The organism is Vibrio sp. D173a, assembly GCF_030248475.1.
Genome location: NZ_JAHGAH010001533.1, coordinates 1 through 840, shown reverse-complemented (window position 1 = coordinate 840; position 840 = coordinate 1). Strand labels below are relative to the sequence as shown.

Annotated in this window: 1 protein-coding gene; it reads left to right on the top strand. The window is 46.0% G+C overall.

Features of this window, described 5'->3' with window-relative positions:
• Window positions 1–82: 82 nt before the first annotated feature.
• Window positions 83–840, top strand: a 758-nt coding sequence (locus KIV40_RS34560) for a LacI family DNA-binding transcriptional regulator (RefSeq protein ID WP_285353968.1), incomplete at its 3' end; no start/stop codon positions are given.

Sequence of the window (840 nt, the reverse complement as noted above, 5' to 3'; positions counted from 1 at the left end):
CATTTTGAGGGGTATGTGACGTTATTGTTGAACCCCATCTGTTAGAGTTGAACTAAGACAGCAAAGAGCATTAGAAAAGACGATGAATGTAACTTTTAAAGATGTAGCAAAACTGGCGGGTGTATCGACCCAGACGGTATCTCGTGTGACGAATGGGTCTGAGAGCGTTGCTGAATCCACGCGCATTAAAGTGAATCAAGCGATAAAGCAGCTAGGCTATGTGCCTAATAAGGGAGCACAGATGTTGAGTCGAGCCAAATCGACCAATATTGGCCTAGTGACATTAGATATGGCATTGCATGGCGCTGCACTTATCGCCAATGGTGTAAGAAGAAAAGCGCATGAATTGAATTTTGGTACCGCTTTTTCTGTTGTTTCTGAGCCTAGCTTATCCAGTATTCAAGGGGCGATGAGAGAGCTTATTGCGCAGCAGGTTGACTGCATTATTCTCAACGTACCGCTCAGCAAAGACGATGCTGTGGTGTTGGCAGAGCAGTTTCCAAGCTTACATCTGATCTTTATCGACGTGCCTGATGGTACTCCCGTGCACTTTGTTCACGGCGAGCATGCTATTGGGGCATCTGAAGTGATCAGGCATCTGGTAGAGACAAGACGAAGTGAGTTTTTATTGGTTGCGGGCCCGGAGGCGTCAACAGCAGCAAATATCCGTCTGCAATCTTGGTTAACGGAAATTAATGTATCAGAAACTAAAGCCGTAGATTGTTATCGAGGGGATTGGCAGGCACAAAGTGGTTACCTTGCAATCAGTGAAGCGATTGGTAAACAGTTGAGCTTTGATGCCGTGGTTGTTGCGAGTGATCAAATGGCACTTGGCGTATT